The organism is Halomonas sp. IOP_6, from assembly GCF_021151565.1.
Classification (GTDB): Bacteria; Pseudomonadota; Gammaproteobacteria; order Pseudomonadales; family Halomonadaceae; genus Vreelandella; species Vreelandella alkaliphila.
Map to the genome: position 1 here is coordinate 203,022 of NZ_JAIRBO010000007.1, position 14,892 is coordinate 217,913.

At 53.0% G+C, this 14,892-nt stretch carries 19 protein-coding genes; 10 read left to right on the forward strand and 9 right to left on the reverse strand.

Annotated elements, in window-relative coordinates; all coding sequences use genetic code 11:
- The 3 genes from K7H08_RS14350 to K7H08_RS14360 form a co-directional block, all read right to left on the reverse strand.
- Entirely contained in the window at positions 1 to 546 is a 546-nt protein-coding gene (locus K7H08_RS14350) for a DUF5943 domain-containing protein (protein WP_038486488.1), read from the reverse strand.
- A gap of 81 nt (positions 547 to 627) precedes the next feature.
- Positions 628 to 1,605, reverse strand: a complete 978-nt coding sequence (locus K7H08_RS14355; RefSeq protein WP_038480829.1) for a dipeptidase — start codon at positions 1,603 to 1,605, stop codon at positions 628 to 630.
- A 218-nt stretch (positions 1,606 to 1,823) separates the two neighbouring features.
- Positions 1,824 to 2,969 carry a GlxA family transcriptional regulator gene (locus K7H08_RS14360; RefSeq protein ID WP_038480826.1) on the reverse strand — a complete coding sequence of 382 codons (1,146 nt, stop codon included), beginning with the start codon at positions 2,967 to 2,969 and terminating at the stop codon, positions 1,824 to 1,826.
- Positions 2,970 to 3,331: 362 nt separating this feature from the next.
- On the opposite strand from K7H08_RS14360, the gene K7H08_RS14365 reads away from it, so the two are divergent.
- Complete coding sequence (locus tag K7H08_RS14365; protein ID WP_231658325.1) at positions 3,332 to 4,276, forward strand: co-chaperone YbbN; 945 nt, start codon at positions 3,332 to 3,334, stop codon at positions 4,274 to 4,276.
- 11 nt (positions 4,277 to 4,287) lie between these two features.
- On the opposite strand, the gene K7H08_RS14370 is transcribed toward K7H08_RS14365, so the two are convergent.
- Positions 4,288 to 5,451: a MalY/PatB family protein gene (locus K7H08_RS14370; protein WP_231658326.1), complete on the reverse strand. Its 1,164-nt coding sequence runs from the start codon at positions 5,449 to 5,451 to the stop codon at positions 4,288 to 4,290.
- Positions 5,452 to 5,490: 39 nt separating this feature from the next.
- Here K7H08_RS14370 and K7H08_RS14375 point away from each other — a divergent pair, with 39 nt between their 5' ends.
- On the forward strand, positions 5,491 to 5,922 hold the full coding sequence (locus K7H08_RS14375; RefSeq protein ID WP_038480817.1) for a hypothetical protein: 432 nt from the start codon (positions 5,491 to 5,493) through the stop codon (positions 5,920 to 5,922).
- Positions 5,923 to 5,954: 32 nt separating this feature from the next.
- Here K7H08_RS14375 and K7H08_RS14380 read toward each other — a convergent pair whose 3' ends face one another.
- On the reverse strand, positions 5,955 to 6,197 hold the full coding sequence (locus K7H08_RS14380) for a hypothetical protein (protein ID WP_231658327.1): 243 nt from the start codon (positions 6,195 to 6,197) through the stop codon (positions 5,955 to 5,957).
- A gap of 232 nt (positions 6,198 to 6,429) precedes the next feature.
- Here K7H08_RS14380 and K7H08_RS14385 point away from each other — a divergent pair, with 232 nt between their 5' ends.
- From K7H08_RS14385 to K7H08_RS14405, 5 genes are all read left to right on the forward strand, one after another.
- Positions 6,430 to 7,236, forward strand: a complete 807-nt coding sequence (locus K7H08_RS14385; protein WP_038480815.1) for a hypothetical protein — start codon at positions 6,430 to 6,432, stop codon at positions 7,234 to 7,236.
- 64 nt (positions 7,237 to 7,300) lie between these two features.
- Positions 7,301 to 7,708, forward strand: a complete 408-nt coding sequence (locus tag K7H08_RS14390) for an acyl-CoA thioesterase (RefSeq protein ID WP_038480812.1) — start codon at positions 7,301 to 7,303, stop codon at positions 7,706 to 7,708.
- A 39-nt stretch (positions 7,709 to 7,747) separates the two neighbouring features.
- Positions 7,748 to 8,047 (forward strand): hypothetical protein, encoded by a 300-nt coding sequence (locus K7H08_RS14395; protein WP_038480809.1) that lies wholly within the window; start codon positions 7,748 to 7,750, stop codon positions 8,045 to 8,047.
- 15 nt (positions 8,048 to 8,062) lie between these two features.
- Positions 8,063 to 8,584 carry a DUF501 domain-containing protein gene (locus K7H08_RS14400; RefSeq protein ID WP_231658328.1) on the forward strand — a complete coding sequence of 174 codons (522 nt, stop codon included), beginning with the start codon at positions 8,063 to 8,065 and terminating at the stop codon, positions 8,582 to 8,584.
- A 69-nt stretch (positions 8,585 to 8,653) separates the two neighbouring features.
- Positions 8,654 to 9,205, forward strand: a complete 552-nt coding sequence (locus K7H08_RS14405) for a TIGR00730 family Rossman fold protein (RefSeq protein WP_231658329.1) — start codon at positions 8,654 to 8,656, stop codon at positions 9,203 to 9,205.
- Between the two features lie 92 nt (positions 9,206 to 9,297).
- Here the strand turns inward: K7H08_RS14405 and K7H08_RS14410 are convergent, their stop codons facing one another.
- Together K7H08_RS14410 and K7H08_RS14415 are read right to left on the reverse strand one after the other, a co-directional pair.
- Complete coding sequence (locus K7H08_RS14410; RefSeq protein WP_231658330.1) at positions 9,298 to 9,810, reverse strand: hypothetical protein; 513 nt, start codon at positions 9,808 to 9,810, stop codon at positions 9,298 to 9,300.
- Positions 9,811 to 9,858: 48 nt separating this feature from the next.
- Entirely contained in the window at positions 9,859 to 10,353 is a 495-nt protein-coding gene (locus K7H08_RS14415) for a tetratricopeptide repeat protein (RefSeq protein ID WP_038480797.1), read from the reverse strand.
- Between the two features lie 251 nt (positions 10,354 to 10,604).
- Here K7H08_RS14415 and K7H08_RS14420 point away from each other — a divergent pair, with 251 nt between their 5' ends.
- A complete protein-coding gene (locus tag K7H08_RS14420) occupies positions 10,605 to 11,636 on the forward strand; it encodes an NADP(H)-dependent aldo-keto reductase (protein WP_231658331.1) in 1,032 nt (343 codons plus the stop codon).
- A gap of 104 nt (positions 11,637 to 11,740) precedes the next feature.
- The gene (yaaA, locus tag K7H08_RS14425) at positions 11,741 to 12,523 is read left to right on the forward strand and encodes a peroxide stress protein YaaA (protein WP_038480791.1); all 783 of its coding nucleotides are present in this window, start codon (positions 11,741 to 11,743) and stop codon (positions 12,521 to 12,523) included.
- 9 nt (positions 12,524 to 12,532) lie between these two features.
- On the opposite strand, the gene K7H08_RS14430 is transcribed toward yaaA, so the two are convergent.
- Positions 12,533 to 13,108, reverse strand: a complete 576-nt coding sequence (locus K7H08_RS14430; RefSeq protein ID WP_231658332.1) for an isochorismatase family protein — start codon at positions 13,106 to 13,108, stop codon at positions 12,533 to 12,535.
- Positions 13,109 to 13,252: 144 nt separating this feature from the next.
- Here K7H08_RS14430 and K7H08_RS14435 point away from each other — a divergent pair, with 144 nt between their 5' ends.
- Positions 13,253 to 14,098 carry a Tim44 domain-containing protein gene (locus K7H08_RS14435; protein ID WP_231658333.1) on the forward strand — a complete coding sequence of 282 codons (846 nt, stop codon included), beginning with the start codon at positions 13,253 to 13,255 and terminating at the stop codon, positions 14,096 to 14,098.
- A gap of 127 nt (positions 14,099 to 14,225) precedes the next feature.
- Here K7H08_RS14435 and K7H08_RS14440 read toward each other — a convergent pair whose 3' ends face one another.
- Positions 14,226 to 14,414 carry a YybS family protein gene (locus K7H08_RS14440; protein WP_231658334.1) on the reverse strand — a complete coding sequence of 63 codons (189 nt, stop codon included), beginning with the start codon at positions 14,412 to 14,414 and terminating at the stop codon, positions 14,226 to 14,228.
- Positions 14,415 to 14,892 lie beyond the last annotated feature (478 nt).

Sequence of the window (14,892 nt, forward strand, 5' to 3'; positions counted from 1 at the left end):
TTAGTGGGCAGCATCGGGCAGCGGTTTGACAGCAAAGACGCCGACATCACAGCCGGGTTCGGCAGCGCTCTGCTTCTGCTCAGCAACGGTGCGCAGCGAACTACCCCGTGCAGCGAGAATTTGATTCATGGCCCCAGCAAACCAGCCAGTGAACATGTACTCGACCTTGCGCCCAACCTTACCCAGTTGGTAAACGAAGGCGCTATGTTCTAGCCGCACCTGAGCCGTGCCAGCGTCAAGATCAATCTGTTCGGTGATGAAGTGGCCCCAGCCACGCTGAGAGAGACGCAGCATGTAATGCTCAAAAACGGCTTCACCTTCGAGGCCATGGCACTCGGCTTCTTTCTCACACCAGTGCCAGGCGCTCTTATAGCCAGCGTGATAGAGGATTTCAGCGTACTTTTCAGCACCTAGCGCCTCTTCGACGGCCACATGGTTGTTGATAAAAAAGTGCCGTGGTACATAGAGCATCGGCAGCGCATCAGTCGTCCAGACGCCGGTTTCACTATCGACTTCGATAGGCAGTGCGGGGGCCAGTTTGGTCACGGGTATCATCCTCTACATCATTATTCTTGGCTAAGGAGCAGGCTCATCCCATCGCTCCTATCAATCTTATGGAGCAAGCGTTTAGGCGCCCCAGACATCCTTGAGGACGCGCACCCAGTTCTCACCCATGACCTTCCTTACCTGAGTTTCACTAAAGCCGCGCTTAAGGAGCGCCTCGGTGAGATTGGGGAACTCTCCGATGGTGCGAATGCCTTTGGGATTAATGATCTTGCCAAAGTCTGTCAAACGACGGGCGTAGCCCTTGTCGTGAGTCAGCCACTCGAAGAACTCTTGACCGTGCCCTTGAGTGAAATCAGTGCCAATGCCGATAGCATCTTCGCCAACGATATTCATGACGTACTCGATCGCTTCGCAGTAGTCTTCGATGGTGGAGTCGATGCCCTTTTTGAGAAAAGGCGCGAACATGGTGACACCGACGAAACCGCCGTGATCAGCAATAAACTTGAGTTCTTGATCGGACTTGTTGCGCGGATGCTCTTTGAGGCCGGAGGGCAGGCAGTGGGAATAACAGACCGGCTTTTTGGATTCGAGAATCACCTCTTCAGAGGTTTTCGCACCAACATGAGAGAGGTCACACATAATGCCGACACGGTTCATCTCGGCGACGATCTCACGGCCAAAGCCAGACAGGCCGCCGTCACGTTCGTAACAGCCGGTTCCCACTAGATTCTGGGTGTTGTAGCACATCTGCACGATGCCTACGCCCAGTTGCTTGAAGATCTCTACGTAGCCGATTTGATCCTCAAAGGCATGCGCATTCTGGAAACCAAAGATGATCCCTGTCTTGCCCTCTTCTTTCGCACGCGTGATATCAGAGGTGGTGCGTACCGGGCGTACCAGGTCGCTACACTCAGCCATCAGTTGGTTCGACTTGACGATATTATCGACCGTGGCCTGAAACCCTTCCCACACCGAAACAGTGCAGTTAGCAGCTGTCAAACCACCGCGACGCATGTCCTCAAGCAGCTCACGATTCCATTTGGCGATAATCAAGCCATCGATGACGATAGCGTCATCGTGCAGTTCTGAGGGTGTCATAGCTAAGCTCCAACATTGATTTATGTAGCGAGCATAGCGCTGACGTTGGGTTGGGCTGCTCTTGGAAACGACGACGGAAATTCCAAAAACGTCATTGTGTCGTGAACACGACAGCTACTTGGGATTTTTTGATATTTGCAGCAGCGAGGCATCGATATAAAAAAACGTGCTACCCGCCGCGGGATAGCACGTTCTCATTGTCGGCTGCGTAGGAGATATCAGTTCAACAGCGTCACGCTGGCAAAGGTAGGCTCTCCCTGAGCACACGCCAGTGCCTGCTGAGCGCTTGAGAAAGGCTCATTGGTATTGGGTTCGCCCCCCCACCGCTTGATCAGCGGTAGCGACTTGGCGTGATTATTTCCTTGCCGATCGTGCACCCCGAGGCGCTCATTTCTCGGCGGTACGCCAAAGTATTCACGGTAACACTTAGAAAAATGGGGCGTAGAAACGAAACCACAAACGGAAGCAATCTCGATGATCGATAAAGGCGTCTGCTTGAGCAGCTGCCTAGCGCGCACTAAGCGCAGTTTGAGATAATAACGCGATGGCGAGCAGAGCAGGTAGCGCTGGAACAGACGCTCTAACTGACGACGCGAAACATTAACATAACGAGCGAGTTCATCGAGTTCGATCGGTTCCTCAAGGTTGGATTCCATCAGTGCGACAATTTCCAACAGTTTAGGCTGGGTAGTGCCGAGTACGTGTTTAAGAGGAACGCGCTGCTGATCCTGCTCGTTACGCACACGCTCATAGATAAACATCTCGGAGATACCTGCCGACAGCTCGCGTCCATGATCATGAGCAATCAGGTTCAGCATCATATCGAGCGGCGCTGTGCCGCCAGACGCCGTGAAGCGATCTCGGTCAATCGAAAACAGGAAGGTCGTCAGAATGACATTCGGGAAAGCTTCCTGCATGGAAGCCAAACACTCCCAGTGGATGCTGGTTTCATAGTGATCAAGCAGCCCCGCCTGGCCTAGCGCCCAGCTGCCGGTACACACCGAGCCTAAACGTCTTAGTTGACGCGACTGCGACTGAAGCCAACGCACATGCTCGCGAGTAACACTATGTTGAGGCCCCACCCCTCCGCACACAACGACCCACTCTAGCGATAAGGGGGTATGCATAGAGGCGTCAGGCGTTACCTGCAACCCATCACTGGCACGTACCGGCAAGCCGTCTTGGGTCAGGGTATACCAGCGGTATAGTTCACGGCCGGCCAATTGATTGGCCATCCGCAAAGGATCAATGGCTGAAGCCAGGGAAATTAGCGTGAAATTATCTAACAGGAGAAAACCAAGGGTTTGCGGTTCGCCCGCACGATGGAGATTTGCTGTCAGGTCTTTTGCTTTGTCTGATGTCATCGATTTACCCTCCGTCACCTTTAGATCATCAGTTTTTCTTTTTATTAGTATAGGTGGCGCTGGCGCTTCTTAGTTTCCCATTACTGCAGTGAACACTCACTCGTGCCGGGGTGGCATTACTCTTGAGTCGCATTCTGGCACGAATACGCCGAATAGCGACAAAACCATCTTGCAAACTAAGCGATACGTCGCAAACGCAACAGTAGAGGTCGCTATTAAAACGCCGGATAAGTGCCCCAGATTTCGATTCATGGGGAGCACTTTTTGTGGTGGGTACTTTATTTACTACTATTTCCTTGAATCCTTACCTGATTGCCTGCATATCATGACGTAATCCACTTCAAGCGATGCAGAGCTTAGCCATGTCCATTATTGACCCCCGTACCGGCAATCCGTTGACCACGGAACCCGCTAATACCAGCAATGAAGAAGCGGGCACAGTTCGCCCTTCCGTGACACCTGAAGAAGTTATTATTGAGCTTAACGCTGGCAATATTCAGCAAGTGCTCGAAGCATCGATGCAAGTGCCAGTGCTACTGGGCTGTTATTCGCCTTCAAACGCCAGTGGCAACGCTCTGCTAGCGGTGTTGGAAAAGTTAGTTGTCGAATACGCGGGGGCTTTCCTGCTTGGCAAGCTGGACATTGAAGCCAATCCGGAAATCGCTAGCCAGTTAGGCGTGCGCTCGGCTCCCGATGTTAAGCTCGTTAGCCAAGGCGGCTTGGTCGATAGCTTCCAAGGCGTATTACCTGAAAAGGAAGTGCGCGAGTGGCTAAACCGTTACTTCCCAGCCCCAGGTGATGCTCCGCCTAGCCCAGAAGATCAAGCCGAAGAGGCATTAGCAGCGGGCAATGCTGCAGGCGCGCGCGAAATCTATCAAACCTTGATTAGCCAGTATCCAGAGCATTACGCCTACCAGATCGGCCTTGCAAGGGCGCTCGTGGCTGAAAAACGCGGAGATGATGCCCGCAGTGTACTCGACAACTTACCCCCCGAAGAGCGCGATGCGGCACCTGCCCGCGGCGTGCGAGCCAGTATCGAATTTAGCGAGCAGGCTCTTTCTGTTGAAGAAGTCGCCGCGCTGGGTGATCGCAACGACAGTGAAGCAAGGTATCAGCGTGCACTGCGCTATGTTGCCGATGGCCAATACGAAACAGGCCTTGAGGGACTGCTTGATTTGATGAAGGATGACCGCGCCTATAACGACGACGCGGCCCGTAAAACCTTATTGCAAGTATTCGACGCTCTGGGTGCCGACCATCCGCTAACCGTTACCTATCGGCGCAAGCTATTTGCTCTGCTGTACTGATTTAGTACTGATCAGGCTTTCAGTAGCTTATCCATTCTTGCTAATGCCGCTTCCAGTTGCGAAGCGGTAGTACCGAAATTAAGCCGCACGAACCCAGGACAGCCAAACGCAGCCCCATCAGAAAGTGCCACGCCCGCCCGTTCCAGTAATGCTTTGGCGGGCGAATCGCCTAGTCCCGCCTCGCGCATATCTAGCCATGCCAAGTAGGTAGACGCTGGCTCACTCATGGCCACTCCCGGCCATAACGCTACCCGTGCCTGCAGCGTAGCGCAGTGATCACGCAGTACCGCTAACAGCGCTTGACGCCAGGGTTCACCTTCCCGATAAGCCGCTTCAGCAGCAACGAGCCCCAGTACATTGCCATCCGGCAAAAAGCCTTTTGTGGCCTCAGCAAAGCGCTTACGCAGCGCAGCATCAGGAATAACGGCACAGGCACTGGTCAGCCCCGCAAGGTTGAACGTTTTTGACGGCGCCCACAGCGTTATCGTTCGTTTAGCCAGTTCCGGGAACATGGCAGCCAAGGGGCGATGTTGGGCTCCCTCGTTTAGCAGCAGATCGCAGTGCAACTCATCAGAGACCACCCATAAATCATGCCGCCCAACGACCGCGGCCAACTTGGTAAGCTCCTGGTCACTCCATACACGCCCTGTTGGGTTATGCGGGTGGCACCACAGCAGTAGACGGGTTTGCGGTGTTATAGCGGCTTCCAGCGCGTCAATATCCAACTGCCAAGGCTCGCCAGGGGACGCAGGCTCAGCTAACATCGCTTGCTGGGCCAGCCGTCCTGTACGTTCTGCAACGGCCAGGAAAGGTGGATAAATCGGGGCAATCGTGAGAATCCCTTCACCGGGCTTGGTTAGCGCCATCGCCGCAAAGTGCAATGCGGGTACAACCCCAGGCAGCCACTGTTGCCAATCGGGCTGAATAGACCAACCGTAATGGTGGGCGCTCCACTGGCAGAGGGTTTCGGTTAACGTATCGGGCACTTCACCATAGCCATAGACACCGTGCTCCACTCGGGCACGTAGCGCCTCAATCACGGCGGGCGGTGAGCAAAAATCCATATCTGCCACCCACAACGGCAGTACGTTGGCATCATAACGGTGCCATTTTTGCGAGGCATAATCCCCTTTTGGAGAGCGTCGCTCGACGGGCGTGGCAAAATCAAACGCCATAATTAATCTCACTTATGTTCTTGGGAGTAACTATTGAGCATGCCGCAAGATGACTTTTATACCAAGATGCGCGCGGGACTATCGGCGTTGTTGCGGCAATGGCGTTCTCTTGGCCAAGCCGATACTGACCAACTGGCACTCATTTTGGCTGAAACGGCACGGGTCGCCAAACTAGGCACCCCCGATGAGACGCCAAGCGGTGCCATACTTGAGCAGTGGAGCCGCGAAGAGCATGGCGAGATACCGCTCTGGGCACCTCGCACCGCGGTATTTTTGCTCAACCAAATGCCTGCTCGCCCCACCCCACAAAGTGATGCGGAGGCCTGTGCCTGGGCTTACTGCTGGCTGCGCAACCGAGCATTTGATTCGCTGCAAGCCGCCCATGATGCATTGCCGCCCCACTTAAAAGTGCCGCTCGAAAATGCCTTAGAGGCTGCTTGGCGCGACCAACAAGGCCTACGTCTGGTGTAGCTAGCGAAAATCTCCACTGGCGATGTGTGTCACTAACGGCGTTTGCGCACTGGCGACTTTGGCTTAAAGCCAGCGGGCTTGGTGGCTAGCCAATCGACAAACGCGCGAATGTCATCATCACTCATTAGTGCTTCTAGGCTGGCAAAACGATCTGCTAACTCGCGCTCGCTGTACAGCCGATGAATATGCTTATGGCAAGGATGACAAAGCCAAACAATCGCGGTTAGGCGCTCTTCACGGCTGTAACGTTTTTGATAGCGCGGCTTATTATGCAAGGAGCGCGGTATCAAGTGATGTTTTGTCAACGAAGCTGACCGCTGGCACAGTTCGCAACCTTCAGGCTTTGGGGGCGGGGAAAGCGCATGGGTGCTTGAGTCAATTGAACGCGTCACGGTTTAGAAAGCCTCGTACGCTGGCAACACTTGAGACGATTTAAACACTAAAGCTGCTCAATAAAATAGCCGTGCAACACTAATAACGACTTAATAACAGCAAGGAAAACACCGCATGATAGAGGTTCCTCTCACTTGGCAACTGGCAAAACTAGGTCTCTCAATTGGGATGGTGCTCGGGCTTGGTGCCATCGCGGTGCGTGCCAGTCCGCGTATGGCGGGGCTACTGGCGGGTTACCCATTAGGAACGGCATTAGCGCTGTTTTTTATTGGTTTAGAAATTTCCCCGCTTTTTGCAACTCAAAGCGCGGTACATACACTGGCGGGCTTTACCGCAACGATGGCGTTAGTTGCAGGCTATTTAGTGGCAGGTCGCCAGCCAGGATTCAAAGGCATCGCTGGCGGCTTAGCAGGCGGCTTTATTGCGTGGTTCGCGGTTAGCACCGTACTTGCCCAATTCAATTTTACGCGGCTTAGCGGCACGCTACTGACACTCTGTGCTATCGCTGTATTCAGCCTGTTATTCCGCAGTATTCCTGATGTAAAAAGTCCCGCCAGTCGTGCCTTTTCGCTTCCTGCACTTGCCGCGCGAGCATGCTTAGCCACCGCCATCGTTTTTGTGATTACCTGGCTCGCTCATTGGCTGCCACCTGCTTGGGCGGGCACGCTAGCGGCTTTTCCAGTCACCATGCTGCCATTTCTGCTCATCCTGCATCTAAACTATGGGTTCGCGCCAGCGGCAACCGTGATCAAACACTACCCCATGGGGCTTGGCTCATTGCTGAGTTATACGCTATGCGTTTCTTTGACTTACAGCACGTTAGGCCTTTTCTGGGGAACATTGGCGGGGTTCGCAACTGCCACACTGTGGCTACTTGGCTGGATGCAGTTCTCAGCATGGTATCAACGTCGCGCCACTTGACCAAGCGCTCGCTAGGGGTAATTCTGGTTAGCCTAAATTGCTAATAAACAATAAGGATATCCTGATGTTCACCCGTATGATTGAGCCAGCTTTCTACGACACCGATGCGCTAGGCCATATTAACAATACCCGTCTGCCAGCTTGGTTTGAGTTGGCACGTAACGACTTATTCAAACTATTTACGCCAGACCTAAACCCTAAACAGTGGCGTTTGATTATGGCGCGGATGGAAGTCGATTACCGTGCTGAACTGTTCTACGGCCACGACATCGAATTACGTACCTATTTGACACGTTTAGGTACCAGCTCGTTTACAGTGACTCAGGAGGCGCGCCAACATGGCACGCTGACCAATGTGGGGCATACCATACTGGTGCAATACGACCATCAAGAGAAACGTGCGGTACCTATTGAAGGTGATTTGCGTGATGCGCTATCCGCACACTTACACAGCGCGCCAACGCCGGCTTAATTCACTCCCCTCCGTTTGGCGGGGCGCTGGGAGATCCCCATGGCAATCCGTTATAATCTTTGGATCGATCCGGATAATACGGCGCAGCATCGCGCCGTTGAAGCCGACCTTGAGCGCTATTTTATGGAGCGCTTTGCTGACTACCCGCATATCCGCTTGTTCGGCGCAGACCCTTACGATTATGATGCCCCGTTCAATCGGCTTTACGATGTGTTAATGGCGCGGGCCGCAGAGTACTGCGAGCGGACATGGTGCTATGTGGCGTCTCCCGAACAGCTGAACCGCTGCTTCTTCCGTGCTGTTGGCCGCTCAAATAAGTTTATTCAAGATGACCGATAGTGGGATACCAACGTAATGGTAATTCGTACCGACCAAGCGCCCGATGAGCGCCAGCTAGCTATTATCACCCAACAGCTCGGGCGCGCTCCCCGCGGTATTGAAGCCGTTGCGGCTACCGATGCCTACGGCACTCCGCTTGTGCTACGTATGGCGCCGATTGTCGATGGCAAACCATTTCCCACCCTTTACTGGCTATGCTCCGATCTGCTCAAAATTGAGATCTCACGGATTGAAGCCGTGGGTGTCATTAAGTCGCTGGAACAACGCCTTCAGGAAGAACCTGAATTTCTAGATGCTTACCAACAAAGCCATCACGATTACGTTAAAGCACGCTGGGCGTATATGAGTGATGCCCAACGCGATGAAGTCGCTAAGCTTGGCTATAGCGATGTTCTCACCGAGCGTGGTGTGGGCGGCATTAGCAACTGGCAACAGGTACGCTGCCTGCACACTCAGTATGCCCACCATTTATGTGGCAATAACGTGATCGGGCAATGGATGGATGAACACTATAACGTTCAGAGCTGCCTAAGCTAACGGCACATTCATGGCTTGATAACTCACCGCTCATTTATAAGCAGCTGATCTGTCATAAGGACGCTTACCATGGCACGAATTTGTGTATATCTCGGCTCGCGTGAAGGGAACACACCCGCTTTTCGCCAAGCCGCCAACACGCTTGGCACCGCCATTGCCGACCGCGGGCACACGCTTGTTTATGGCGGTGCACGTATTGGTTTAATGGGGGCACTCGCCAATGCGACGCTGGATGCAGGCGGCAAAGTGGTTGGCGTGATGCCAGATCACCTTGTTGAGCGCGAGCAGGCACACTTTGGCTTGACTGAGCTTATACGCGTGCCAAATATGCACGAACGCAAAGCGACTATGGCCGCCAATGCTGACGCTTTTATTGCCCTGCCTGGCGGCATAGGCACCTTTGAAGAGCTGTTTGAAATCTGGACCTGGGGCTATTTAGGGCTTCACGAAAAACCCATGGGTCTACTCGACACCGATGGCTTTTATGCTCCACTGCTTACCTTTTTGGATAGTACCGTCAGCCACGGCTTTTTGGCCCAAACAACACGCGATATGTTGATGGATGCGCCCACGCCCAACCAACTACTGGCTGCATTAGAAACACAGCTTGATTCAGCGTAAACCGGCTGTATTAAAGAGATATAGTAAAGGCAAGCACTTAAGGGCAGCGTTTAAAACCAGTACTTAAGACCCGTCTAAGAACACTCCCAGCATCAGCGCTTAGTGCCTTCAGTTAGCATAAAGGTACGCTGATAAGTGAGCTGTAACAGACGAGCATCTTCGCCCGCGCGATGACGGTGTATACCACGTTCAGCGATGACAGCTTCCTTTGTGTTACTCCACAATGCTTGCTGCTCTTCGCTGAGCAAAATCCGTAATGCTTCTAAACGAAAGCGCGGCAGCATTCCCGCATGGTGAAACAGCAGCGATAGCCAGGTGTTATCGTATCCCCAACTATCACTATAGGCTTTGCCTATCTCACGCAGTTCGTCGTTTAACCACTGTGCCACTTGGCGCACAGGGTGGCCTTCTCGCTGTAAGCGAGCTCGGGAAATTCCGTGTAAAAGTTCAGCTTTGGAGTCCCAATGCGTCCACTCCTCCAACGGCTGAATGAGAAACGCGCAGCAGCTACCGTCGGCACGAGCAATGCCAACTTCAATAGGATAGCTGCCGCGCCCAAATCCGGACGCTTCAATATCTAGCACTGTCGGTAGCGTCTCGGACACTGATTTCCTCATTCACTGATCTCAGCGGCCAAACCACTGACTTATCTTCTAGGCTGCCGCCATTTCCGTCGTTGACTGACGATCAGCCAAGCGTTGCCAATAGGCTGCTTGTTCGCCGTCTACTGCCAAGCCTAGCTCACCTAACCGATAGGCGCGCGCTAGTCGCTCTGCGGCCAAATAATGGCCTGATTGGGCAGCTCGGGCATACCACGTCACCGCGTAATCCTCGCGCCGCGGATACTGAACACAGCCATGCTCATGAATTTGCGCTGCTTGATACTGTGATCTGATATCGCCAGCCTGAGCCGCCTCTAACACATAACGCGCGCCACGCGCCTTATCCTGCGGTGACAGGCTGCGATGAAACAGCATGTGACCGTAGATCGACTGCGCGTCCGGATGCCCCGCTTCTGCACAGCGTTTAAACAAGCGCATCGTCAAACGTTGGGTACGCGGCGAACGCGGCAATAACCAGCGAGTATGAAACAGCTGTTCGGCTAGGCGAAACTCTAACCGGGTAAACAAAGTTGATGCCTGCGGCATGGCAAACCACCCTGCCTATCTGTTGAGATCTTCGGCTAGCCATCGTTCCTGCGATTTGACCGCTAACCATACGATTAACCAGCGCTAGGCTGGTCGATGGGCTGGCAAGCATACGCCTGCCTTTGCGCTTACTCAACCCTATTGATTTGCTGCTTTTGTAGCGCCTCGCTAACATGCCTCTCACGCGCCGTTATTAGCGGCGTTCATCACCGAATATCCTGAGGCAATTTCGCTTCATTGAGGAGACGATAATGCAAACGCGCCCACTGGGTAGAACCGGGATGGAGGTCAGCCGACTTTGTTTAGGCACCATGACCTTCGGCGAACAAAATAGTGAAGCAGAAGCCCACGAGCAGCTTGATCGCGCAGTCGCTTTTGGCATCAACTTTATTGACACCGCTGAAATGTATCCGGTTCCACCAAAGGCTGAAACGCAAGGGCTTACAGAGTCTTATATTGGCAGTTGGCTAAAAGCCCGTAGTGCCAGAGACGATGTCATTATTGCCACCAAAGCCGCAGGCCCTGGCTTAGAGCATATTCGTGGTGGTCCAAGAATGACTCGCGACCATCTACATCAGGCTGTTGAAACCAGCCTTGCACGGCTCAACACTGACTATATCGATCTCTATCAATTGCACTGGCCAGACCGCAAAACCAACTTTTTTGGCCAACTGGGTTATGCCCATGAAGAGCAAGAAGACGCAACGCCGCTAGAAGAAACACTCTCAGCACTAAAAGAACTTGTTGATGCCGGAAAAATACGCGCCATAGGCCTTTCTAATGAAACGCCGTGGGGAGTCATGCGTATGCTGCAGTTATCAGAGCAGTTGGGGCTGCCTAGGGTCGCGTCTATTCAAAATCCCTATAACTTGCTTAACCGTACGTTTGAAGTCGGTCTCGCCGAGATCGCCCACCGTGAAGATGTGGGCTTGCTCGCTTACTCGCCGCTGGGCTTTGGTGTGCTGTCAGGTAAGTATCTTGATGGTGCGCAGCCACCGAAAGGGCGCTTGACGCTCTATGAGCGGTTTAAACGCTATACCTCGCCAGAAGCAGAAGCTGCAACACAGGCGTACGTTCAACTGGCCAGAGAGCATGACTTGGATCCCGCCCAAATGGCACTGGCATTTGTGAACTCTCGTCGTTTCCTGACCAGCAATATTATTGGCGCCACCACGATGGATCAGCTTGAAAGCAACCTCGACAGCGAGAGCCTTAAGCTGGATGAAGAAGTACTCACTGCGATCGACGACATCCATCGTCGGATGCCTAACCCCTGCCCCTAATCACGTTTTCACTATCAAACCGATAGCCTCGGCCATCGCCGAGGCTTGGTATAATCGCATCAGTTACTTCTTCCTCTTTTCTGTCACGGCATAAGGAGCACGCCATGCTGAGCGTTATTTCCCCCGCCAAAACGCTAGACTTTGAAACACCCTCAACAACCGATAAAGTCACTCAGCCCGACTTTCTCGACCATAGCAAACCGTTAATTGAGATTCTGCGCGATTATTCACCACAACAACTCAGCGATCTAATGGGCATTAGCGATAAATTGGCAGGTCTTAACGCTGCGCGCTTCGCTGACTGGCAACCACCGTTCACCTTGGATAATGCCAAGCCAGCGGTTCAGGCCTTTCAAGGAGATGTCTATACAGGGTTGGAAGCCAACACCTTTAGCGATGACGACAACCTGTTTGCCCAGCAACATCTGCGTATTCTATCCGGGCTATACGGCTTGCTGCGTCCGCTGGACCTGATCCAGGCCTACCGGCTGGAGATGGGCACCAAACTGCCCAATGACGCTGGCAAGGACCTTTACGCCTATTGGAAACCAACGTTAACGCAAGCACTTAATAGCGCCATTGAAGAAAGTGGCTCAAACGTGCTGGTCAACCTTGCATCTAACGAATACTTCAAGGCGATCGATACGAAGAAGCTAGACGCTCGGGTCATCACCCCCGTTTTCAAAGACGAGAAAAACGGCTCGTTCAAAATCATTAGTTTTTATGCAAAAAAAGCCCGCGGCTTGATGAGCGCATGGATTATCCAACAACAAATCAACGATCCCGAGCAACTCACTGCTTTTGACGTGGCTGGGTATCGGTTTGATCCTGCGGCCTCTCAAGGAGACACATTAGTGTTCACCCGTAACGAAAGTGCTCGTCCATGAACGCGCTCATTAGAAAAAAGTCACAGCGCGCGGCGAGCGCGGCTTTAGAAAGCGTTGGTGGACATCTTTGAACAGTGCCGTATCACAGCGATATAGCCATTCATAGGCAACCATGTCTGCTGTCACCGCCACCGCTCCGTTAGCACAAGCGCGCTCCCGAGCAAGGCGGGCCTCATCACTGCGACGGCTCGCCGTCGCTTCGCTCAACCAAAACACTTGATACCCCGCTTCTAACAAGCCAAGCGCACTTTGCAAAACGCAGATATGAGCTTCTGTGCCGCAAATGATCACTTGCTTGAGCCCCTGTTCTGCAAGCGCTTCAGCAAACGCTGTCTCTTCCATTGCGCTGAAATGATGCTTTTGCCAAATGCGATGATCGCCTAGTGCATTTAATAACGCAGGGGCAGTACCACCGAGCCTCTCTGGATACTGTTCAGTTAGCCAAACAGGTACTTTTACTGCATTAGCAACACCAGCCAACCAGGTAGCTTCTTCAATCGCTGATTCGCCTCCATCAATCACGGGCAAAAGTCCCGCTTGAAAGTCGACAATTAGTAACAAACTTTGAGCTTGATGTAAGCGCACGTTTTCACCCTCTTTTTGTCGTTATACACAACAACACCTTAACCCGTTTCCCCACTTACACGGTAAACTTGTCACTGCTTATTTCCTATACGCCTCTCCCGAGGTGGATAACCTTAATTCCTGCATCTCTCATGGAGAATCAGAATGTTACGACAGTTTTTTGCCATGTTCCTGGTCAGCGCCATGGGCATAAGTGCCGCTGTTGACTATGCCGAAGCACGACGCTTAGGCGGTGGTAGCAGTATGGGTAGTGTTTCTCGCTCGGCGGATAAGCCCACCAGCACTCCGGCACAACAACAAGCTCAGAGCATTCAGCAACAAGGCCAAGTTACTGCCGCTCGTCGTGGTGGTATGGGCGGCATGGTGGGAGGCCTGCTGGCCGGAGGTTTACTAGCAGCGCTTTTCTTTGGCGGCGCCTTTGATGAGCTGCGCCTTATGGACATATTGCTAATGGCTGGAATTGTTGCCTTAGCAATCTTCGCTTTCCGTGCCTTTATGCGACAACGACGCCCAGCATCGGCCACGGTGGCAGGCTATCAGCGTGAACGCCAGGAGACTCAGCACACACCGAGCAGCTTCACCGCAGCACCTGGCAGTTTGGCGAGCAGCTTACAGAGCACGCCAGCTTGGTTCGATAAAGAGCGCTTTTTGGGCGGTGCCAAAGAGCACTTTATGACGCTGCAACGTGCCTGGGACAATAATGATTTGCCCCAGATTCAAGAGTATGTAACGCCAGAATTTTACAACTTGCTACGTAAAGAGCGTGCCGAGCAGCCTGCCAATAATCGTACCGAGGTGGTACGCCTGTTTGCTGAACTAGGCGATATCAATGAGTACGATGGCTATGCCGAAGCCAGCGTTATTTTCCACGGTATTTTGGAAGAGAACGGCGAGCAAACCGAGTTCAACGAAACATGGCACCTGACTCGCAGTCTGCGCGATCAAGCGCCCTGGTACCTACAGGGTATTGAGCAAAATCCGGGCTCATAGCCATTTAAGACAACAAGCGCAGTACGCCTGATCAGTCAGCATGACTGTCTTAAAACGCAAAACAGCCGCTAAGAAGCGGCTGTTTTTGTATCGGTAGGGTATCGATACACGGCGAAGAGGCGCTCGCTTACTCCTCAGCAGACTCTTCGATATTCTCGCCCATCTCTTCTAGGCTTTCGCCCGCATCTTCCATGCTCTCATCAATATTTTCACCTGCTTCTTCAGCAGGGCCCTGATTATCACAGGCAGCCAGACCGCCCATCATCATGACCATCAGTAGCGCAACCGCAAGCTTCTTCATCAACGGGGTACTCATATCGCCTCTCCTCCTGAGATGCTGCTTGAATGATAGGTATCCGCTCATACTAGTTGCTAGGCAGCACTTCCGCCACCAAGGACCAGTAACTCCCTGTTATTTAATTTATTAAAACGGTTGCTTTAAGGAAGTTCTATGCACTTCTCCGCGCAGCCTTCGTCATTCCCGCAGGCCCTTAGCGGGAATCCATGTTGAACTGAGGGGGTTCGGCCTGCTGCAGGTCAAGGTGGATTCCCGATAACCTCACTCGGGAATGACTGTGCGGTGCACGCTTCGGCAGGTGGCCATTTTGTGATAGGGGTAAGGGAGTGCTTTTCTTCCGCGCAAACAAAAAACCCAGCCGGTTGGCTGGGTTCTTTGTTAAATAAGTGCCTGACGATGATCCGGGCGGCGTTCCGCTACTCTCCAGGGGAGACCCCTAAAAAGCAAAACCCCGACCAAATGGCCGGGGTTTCTCAATAAGTGCCTGACGATGACC

Coding starts and splice junctions, on each gene's coding strand:
- K7H08_RS14355 (WP_038480829.1), bottom strand. CDS start 1,605: ATGACACCCTCAGAACTGCACGATGACGCTATCGTCATCGATGGCTTG.
- K7H08_RS14360 (WP_038480826.1), bottom strand. CDS start 2,969: ATGACATCAGACAAAGCAAAAGACCTGACAGCAAATCTCCATCGTGCG.
- K7H08_RS14365 (WP_231658325.1), top strand. CDS start 3,332: ATGTCCATTATTGACCCCCGTACCGGCAATCCGTTGACCACGGAACCC.
- K7H08_RS14370 (WP_231658326.1), bottom strand. CDS start 5,451: ATGGCGTTTGATTTTGCCACGCCCGTCGAGCGACGCTCTCCAAAAGGG.
- K7H08_RS14375 (WP_038480817.1), top strand. CDS start 5,491: ATGCCGCAAGATGACTTTTATACCAAGATGCGCGCGGGACTATCGGCG.
- K7H08_RS14385 (WP_038480815.1), top strand. CDS start 6,430: ATGATAGAGGTTCCTCTCACTTGGCAACTGGCAAAACTAGGTCTCTCA.
- K7H08_RS14390 (WP_038480812.1), top strand. CDS start 7,301: ATGTTCACCCGTATGATTGAGCCAGCTTTCTACGACACCGATGCGCTA.
- K7H08_RS14395 (WP_038480809.1), top strand. CDS start 7,748: ATGGCAATCCGTTATAATCTTTGGATCGATCCGGATAATACGGCGCAG.
- K7H08_RS14400 (WP_231658328.1), top strand. CDS start 8,063: ATGGTAATTCGTACCGACCAAGCGCCCGATGAGCGCCAGCTAGCTATT.
- K7H08_RS14405 (WP_231658329.1), top strand. CDS start 8,654: ATGGCACGAATTTGTGTATATCTCGGCTCGCGTGAAGGGAACACACCC.
- K7H08_RS14415 (WP_038480797.1), bottom strand. CDS start 10,353: ATGCCGCAGGCATCAACTTTGTTTACCCGGTTAGAGTTTCGCCTAGCC.
- K7H08_RS14420 (WP_231658331.1), top strand. CDS start 10,605: ATGCAAACGCGCCCACTGGGTAGAACCGGGATGGAGGTCAGCCGACTT.
- yaaA (WP_038480791.1), top strand. CDS start 11,741: ATGCTGAGCGTTATTTCCCCCGCCAAAACGCTAGACTTTGAAACACCC.
- K7H08_RS14435 (WP_231658333.1), top strand. CDS start 13,253: ATGTTACGACAGTTTTTTGCCATGTTCCTGGTCAGCGCCATGGGCATA.
- K7H08_RS14440 (WP_231658334.1), bottom strand. CDS start 14,414: ATGAGTACCCCGTTGATGAAGAAGCTTGCGGTTGCGCTACTGATGGTC.